Source organism: Actinobacillus seminis (assembly GCF_002263215.1).
Classification (GTDB): Bacteria; Pseudomonadota; Gammaproteobacteria; order Enterobacterales; family Pasteurellaceae; genus Actinobacillus_B; species Actinobacillus_B seminis.
The window spans coordinates 52,038-58,634 of record NZ_NLFK01000013.1; the positions used below are offsets into that span (position 1 = coordinate 52,038).

The window sequence follows — 6,597 nt, forward strand, 5'->3', positions numbered from 1 at the left end:
TTATCCTTAAATTGTTGTTAATTTGTTAAAATTCCGAGTGAAATTATGCTTGTTTTTCTAATAACCAATCAATACTTTGCGCCAATAATTGCGATCCTTGCACGGTGAGAATGCTTTCGGGGTGAAATTGGAAACTGCAAATCGGCAACATGCGGTGGCGAATTGCCATAATAATATTGTTGTATTGCGCGTTGATGATAAATTCCGGTGGTAAATCCACCCCCATTAACGAGTGATAGCGCGCTACGGGCAGTGGATTGGCTAAATTGGCAAACATGGCTTGCTCATCATGTTGAATATTGGAGAGTTTTCCGTGTAATACTTCGCCGGCGTGTACCACTTTACCGCCAAAGGCTTCGATAATGGCTTGGTGACCCAAACAAATACCTAAAATGGCGATTTTACCTTTTAAACGCCGGATGAGCGGCAATAAATTACCCGCTTGAGCCGGCGTTCCCGGCCCTGGCGAAAGAGCTAATAAGGTATTGGGTTGTGCTAACGCGGCGTGTTCCAATATTTCCAAATTGCAGTCATTACGGTAAATCTGTACTTGATGCCCGAGGGTGCGAAATTGATCGACTAAGTTGTAAGTAAACGAGTCAAAATTATCTAAAAATAAAATTGTTGCCATGATGTACTCCTTGCGACTGAGGTTGGCGGTTGGTTTGGATAATGGCGTTGATGACCGCGCTGGCTTTGTGGCGAGTTTCATCTGCTTCCATTTGCGGGTCGGAGTCCAAGACTTCGCCGCAGCCGGCTTGAATATACGCTATGCCATTTTGCACAAAAGCGGAGCGGATTACGATACAAGTATCAAAATTTCCGTCGGACCCTAAATAGCCGACCGCACCGCCATAGCTGTGGCGTTTTTGTTGCTCAAATTGATAAATTAATTGCATGGCTTTAATTTTTGGCGCGCCGGTTAAGGTTCCCATGTTCATACAGGCTTGGTAGGCATGTAACGCGTCCAGTTCAGGGCGCAAGGTGCCGACGACGCGGGAAACGAGGTGCATAATGTGAGAGTAGCGATCAATTTGCATTAATTCTTTTACTTGGCGGGTACCGCTTTGGCAGACACGAGCGACATCATTACGTGCTAAATCCACAAGCATCAAATGTTCGGCCAATTCTTTTTTATCCAAACGCAATTCAAGCTCAAGACGAGCATCCAAATCGGGATCAATATTGCCTTGTTTGTCAAAACCGCGTGGGCGAGAGCCGGCAATCGGGTAAATTTCTAATTGTCGGTTTGCGGCAGAGTATTTCAATGCACTTTCTGGCGACGCACCGAATAAGGTGAATTCCTCATCTTGCATAAAGAACATATAAGGGCTCGGATTGTTGTGTTTTAGTTGACGATAGGTTGCCAAGGTATTTGGACAAGCCAAGAAAAAACGTCGGGATGGGACAATTTGGAAAACATCACCAAGGTTAATATGGTGCTTTAAGGCGCGAATAATGTCTTTGAATTTATCGTCTTCAAGGTTTGTACCGACTTCGGTGGAGGCGGCTTTAATCTGTAAGTGCGGTTCAATTTTTTGTAATTTTTCGCCAATTTTGACCGCACTTTGGGTTAATTCGGCTTGTGTGCTTGCGTTAAAACAGAAAGTTTGCAGTGTGGATAGTTGGGCTTGGTGATCGATAATCAATAAGTTTTCCGCCAAATAAAACACATAATCAGGGCAGTTTAAACCGTCTTGTTTTAATTCAATATTTTCCATTGGGATAAAATTGGTCACTAAATCATAGGCAAATAATCCACCGAGGAAAACGGGCGTACTGCTGTGTCGGTATAATGAGGTGATGCAGCGTAATCCGTCAAAAATGGTTGCCGCTTGTAATTTTCTGTCTTCATCAAGATGTTGTTGTGGAGCAGAGAATTCAACCATGAGTTGATTTTCTGTACGTTTAGTTAATTGGCTAATAGCACTCAATTGTTCTTGAATAAGTGGTAATATGGCGGTGCCATTGGCAGTTAAAGCATCAAAGGTAACTGTTTGCGCCAAGCAAGAGATTTTGAGTGCCGCATTGATGAGCAATAAACTTTTTAAGCTGTTTTTGCTGTGGATCTCCGCTGATTCCAATAACAATGTATTTTTTTGCGCTTGGCAAATGGTCGCAAAAATGGCGGTTGGGTCATTGTGATACGGGACGGATTGCGTTTCTGTTCGGATAAAAGGGGACGACATAGTAAAATCCTTGTATAAAAATCATATCGTACTATTAAACTAGTGCAAGATGATTTTGTCAAGTGATATATCGGCTGTTTTGGTGAAATTTTCGTTGAAAAAAGAGAAGAAAAAAGGACACCTACTTGTGTCCTTGGAGTGATTTCTTCAACAAAAGGAGAAAAATATAAACTAAATGGTTTTTGCTAATTCGTTAAGTTGATCTTTCGCTTTCGCTTGTGCTTTTTCAATGGCTTCCGCACCAAGACCGATACCTTCTGCGTAAACGAATTGAACATCAGTAATACCAATGAAACCTAAGAACGTTTTTAAATAACCGGTAATTAAATCAGTTGTTTGACCTTGGTGCATACCGCCGAATGAAGCGATAACGATCGCTTTCGTATTTTTTATTAAGCCTTCCGGACCATTGGCGCTATATTGGAAAGTGAGGCGTGGACGTGCGATAAAATCAATATAGCTTTTTAATTGAGTAGGAATGCCGAAGTTATACATTGGTGCATTGATAACAACGGTATCCGCATTTTTTAATTCAGCCACTAATTCGTCAGATAAGGCTAAAAGCGCTTTGTCTTGTTCTGTGCTTGGTTGACCGCGTAGTGCATTGGTGGCAACACCGTCGAAATGTGGAAGCGGGTTAGCGGCAAGATCGCGTACTACAACATTCGCGCCTTGTAATTTAGATACTAGATAGTCTGAAAGTTGGTTGCTTTGTGAGTTTCCTGCAAGAATACTGGATTTTAATACTAATATATTACTCATTTTATATTTCCTTACTAAAGTTAACAGGTTTTGCTTGAAAGTGCGGTTATTATAAATTTCATTTGATGAGAAATAAACCGCCGAATTGTAAAATGAGTTTTTTACTGATTATTAATAAAATGAAGTACTGCTTTTGAGGTAGGTTATTATTGACTGAAAATATGAGGATGAATATATTAAGTGCATTGCACTTTTAGCCGGATCGTTTATGATAGCTGCGATTAGTTTTTATTTATTATAGGATAGGAAAAGATAATGTGGTCTGATTTGTTAGTAGGATACGGATTGTTTATTTTGAAAATTTTAACTCTGATTTCGGTTGTTGTGGCGGTTATATTGACGACTATTAGTCTTAAGCGTCGTAATCCGGCACAGAGCGGTGAATTAGTTATCAAGGATTTATCGCAGGAATATGAAAATAATCGCAAAAAATTAGCCGATTTTTATTTATCGGAAGAGGAAATAAAGCAGCAAGAAAAAGCACGGAAAAAAGAAGAAAAGTACAAAGCAAAAACGGAAAAGACGAAACGGAAAAAAGGCGAAAATGTTGGCTCCGAGCGTAAACCGCATCTTTATGTGTTGGATTTTAAAGGTGATATTTCAGCGTCAGAGACGACCGCACTTCGCGAAGAAATCAGTGCGATTATTGCAGTGGCAAAACCGGAAGATGAAGTATTGTTGCGTTTGGAAAGTCCCGGTGGTGTGGTGCATGGTTACGGTTTGGCGGCATCGCAATTGGATCGCTTAAAAACGCATCAAATTAAATTGACGATAGCAGTGGATAAAGTTGCCGCGAGCGGAGGCTATATGATGGCGTGTGTGGCAGATAAAATTATTGCCGCCCCTTTTGCTATTATTGGTTCCGTTGGGGTTGTCGCGCAAATTCCGAATGTACATCGTTTGTTGAAAAAGCATGATATTGATGTGGATGTGATGACGGCGGGGGAATATAAACGCACGATGACGGTGTTGGGTGAAAATACGGAAAAAGGAAAGGAAAAATTCCGACAAGAGTTGGAGGAAACCCATCAATTATTTAAACAATTTGTGGTGCAAAATCGGCCGCACTTGGATATTGAAAAAATTGCTACCGGCGAACATTGGTTTGGGCAACAGGCGTTAGCGTTAAATTTGGTGGATAAGTTGCAAACTAGTGATGATGTTATTTTGGACGCAATCAAGGATAAATTAGTGCTTTCGGTAAAATATATGACAAAAAAATCGTTATTACAAAAATTGGGAAAACAAGCGGAAGAAAGTGCGGATAATGTATTGTTGACTTGGCTAAAAAGAAATCAACGAATTTTATTGTAATTTATTTTTACATAGCGGCTTTTATTATGTAAAGTTATGCAATTTCTTGGGGAAAAGATTTACTTTTATCAGGTTTCCAATTACTATATTTCCCCTGTGGTATTGTGAACTAAGTCTTGGCTATTTTATGTTTATGGTCTTAGGCACAACAATTCACGGTGAACTAATTGAGCGAAATTTTAAGCGTCTAAGGTTTCGCAGTGGTTTTTGAATAAGTATCAAAGTGATTAACTCAAACAAAACAGGTAAACAAATGAAATTATCGCATCTTCTATTATCTGCTATGGCAGCAACGACACTTGCTGCCTGTGGAAACTTAAGTAAAGTTACAGACGAAGGAACATCAGACAATTTGGTCTGGCCAAAAATCGACGAATCACAATATAACCATGATGGTAGCCAATTTGGTTCATGGCCAAACTGGGATAACGTGCGTATGGTTGAACGTGGTATGAATAAAGATCAAATTTATTATTTATTGGGTCGTCCGCATTTTTCTGAAGGTTTATATGGCGTGCGCGAATGGGATTACGCTTTTAATTACCGTGAAGATGGTGTACATAAAATTTGCCAATATAAAATCTTATTTGATAAAAACATGAATGCACAAAATTTTTATTGGTATCCAAACGGTTGTAATGGTTACTCGACTTTCAATATAAATGCCGATTTTTTATTTGATTTCGATAAAGATACTTTAACGGTTGAAGGTGCGGATGTGGTTGATAATGTGGCAAATCAACTAAAAACTTCTGGTGCGAAATCGGTTAAAGTTGCAGGTTATACCGACCGTTTAGGTTCAGTAGAATATAACTTGGATCTTTCTCAACGTCGTGCAGAACGCGTAAAAGCACGTTTATTACAACAGGGTGTTGAGGCTGATATTTTAACTATCGGTTATGGTAAAGCGCACCAAGTAAAAGCTTGTGATAGCGAAAGTGGTCAAGCATTACGTGATTGTTTACATCCAAATCGTCGTGTGGAAATCAGCGCGTCAGGTACTGTATTAAACGTCGAAAACAAAGCGGGAAAAACAGGACCTGCCCCACTTTATCAAAAATAAGATAACGAAATAAAATAAAAGCCAAATTCATAGAGTGATCTGATCCCAAAAAGTGAGACTGTTATTCAAAGGACGGTTTTCGATATTGTATCGGACTCAGTCCTTTTAGTGGGAAGGATCAAGAGTTTGGCTTTTTTGTTTGGCTAAAATTAAATGACTTTTTGCACTAGCGCTGAAATATTCGGGGCAAAAATTTCCCGGTTTGCCATTTCCACAATTTGCTCTGCATTATATTGAGAACCATTATATACCACGACGATACTGGTATCACCCGGCTGCAAAAAGTGCGTCTCGCCAAATTCCGTATAACGCGTAGCACCGATACCAATGATGGCTTTTTGTGGATAATTTGCTTGTTGAAGCAATTCTGCAATATTGTTCATTGGTCCTTCATCTGACTGATTATTCATTTTATCTACAATCCAGGTCAGCAATTTTTGGTGGAAATAGCTATAACCCAGCGCTGGACTATCGACACCATAGTGATTTAGGAGGTCATTGCGTTTATGGAAACAGGCAATTCGATATTGATCAATTTCACTCCCATGCTCAAAAGAAGAAAGAGGGATAAAGGTATTGGCAACACCTTTAGAAGATGCGCCCCAGTTTTTTTTCTCACAAATTTTGTTTGCACCGGGGCGTCGAATCGAACAGTCATTATAGGCGGCGAAAGCTCGTGGTAAAAGTGCGGTCACTTTTTGCCCAGAGTATTGAATGTCGCAAAGTAATGCGATTTCGGGTTCAATTTGTAAGTTATCAGCGTCTTGAGGAAATGCAATAGTATTGGCGGAAATCGGATAAATAGAAAGGAATTGGTAAGGGGAATTCAATTTATCACTTGGCACATAAAAAGGAAAAATGGCTTTTGGTTGAATTGCCTCTTCGGTTTTTACATTAACAAAGTCCGCTGCCTCGCCGGCTTGCTCTAAATGTCCGGCAAAATTGCCTGCCACGCCGAAACCAATAACATTTTCAAAATTATTCATGAGTATCTCCTTTATTTTTTTATGAAAAGTAACCGCACTTTAACGTGAAATAAAGGATAACTCAATTGCTATTTGTTTGTTTTCTAAACAATCAAAAATAAAAGTAAAAATTTTTACAAAAAAGACTTGCAAAGAAATTTCAGATGCCTATAATACGCACCCACAACGACGCGACGTTGTAAGGAAATAAGAAAAACACCTCGCGTCGTTTTTTGTTCTTTAACAATATATCAGACAATCTGTGTGGGCACTTGTTGATTGACTTTGTTTAAAAGAAATAAAT

Annotated in this window: 6 protein-coding genes; 2 read left to right on the forward strand and 4 right to left on the reverse strand. The window is 39.5% G+C overall.

Translation table 11 applies throughout. From position 1 onward, the window contains the following. Window positions 1-43 precede the first annotated feature (43 nt). From CFY87_RS10790 to CFY87_RS10800, 3 genes are all read right to left on the reverse strand, one after another. A complete protein-coding gene (locus CFY87_RS10790) occupies window positions 44-631 on the reverse strand; it encodes an aminodeoxychorismate/anthranilate synthase component II (protein WP_094947711.1) in 588 nt (195 codons plus the stop codon). Beyond that, window positions 606-2,189 carry an anthranilate synthase component I gene (gene trpE / locus CFY87_RS10795; protein ID WP_094947715.1) on the reverse strand — a complete coding sequence of 528 codons (1,584 nt, stop codon included), beginning with the start codon at window positions 2,187-2,189 and terminating at the stop codon, window positions 606-608. The genes CFY87_RS10790 and trpE overlap by 26 nt, the downstream gene beginning before the upstream one ends. 171 nt (window positions 2,190-2,360) lie before the next feature. Next, window positions 2,361-2,951: an FMN-dependent NADH-azoreductase gene (locus tag CFY87_RS10800; RefSeq protein ID WP_094947718.1), complete on the reverse strand. Its 591-nt coding sequence runs from the start codon at window positions 2,949-2,951 to the stop codon at window positions 2,361-2,363. A gap of 255 nt (window positions 2,952-3,206) precedes the next feature. Here CFY87_RS10800 and sohB point away from each other — a divergent pair, with 255 nt between their 5' ends. Further along, on the forward strand, window positions 3,207-4,265 hold the full coding sequence (sohB, locus tag CFY87_RS10805; RefSeq protein ID WP_094947721.1) for a protease SohB: 1,059 nt from the start codon (window positions 3,207-3,209) through the stop codon (window positions 4,263-4,265). A gap of 253 nt (window positions 4,266-4,518) precedes the next feature. Continuing rightward, window positions 4,519-5,328, forward strand: a complete 810-nt coding sequence (locus CFY87_RS10810) for an OmpA family protein (protein WP_094947724.1) — start codon at window positions 4,519-4,521, stop codon at window positions 5,326-5,328. A 149-nt stretch (window positions 5,329-5,477) separates the two neighbouring features. On the opposite strand, the gene CFY87_RS10815 is transcribed toward CFY87_RS10810, so the two are convergent. Then, a complete protein-coding gene (locus CFY87_RS10815; RefSeq protein ID WP_094947730.1) occupies window positions 5,478-6,314 on the reverse strand; it encodes a DUF5718 family protein in 837 nt (278 codons plus the stop codon). Window positions 6,315-6,597: the final 283 nt, after the last annotated feature.

Coding starts and splice junctions, on each gene's coding strand:
- CFY87_RS10790 (WP_094947711.1), bottom strand. CDS start 631: ATGGCAACAATTTTATTTTTAGATAATTTTGACTCGTTTACTTACAAC.
- trpE (WP_094947715.1), bottom strand. CDS start 2,189: ATGTCGTCCCCTTTTATCCGAACAGAAACGCAATCCGTCCCGTATCAC.
- CFY87_RS10800 (WP_094947718.1), bottom strand. CDS start 2,951: ATGAGTAATATATTAGTATTAAAATCCAGTATTCTTGCAGGAAACTCA.
- sohB (WP_094947721.1), top strand. CDS start 3,207: ATGTGGTCTGATTTGTTAGTAGGATACGGATTGTTTATTTTGAAAATT.
- CFY87_RS10810 (WP_094947724.1), top strand. CDS start 4,519: ATGAAATTATCGCATCTTCTATTATCTGCTATGGCAGCAACGACACTT.
- CFY87_RS10815 (WP_094947730.1), bottom strand. CDS start 6,314: ATGAATAATTTTGAAAATGTTATTGGTTTCGGCGTGGCAGGCAATTTT.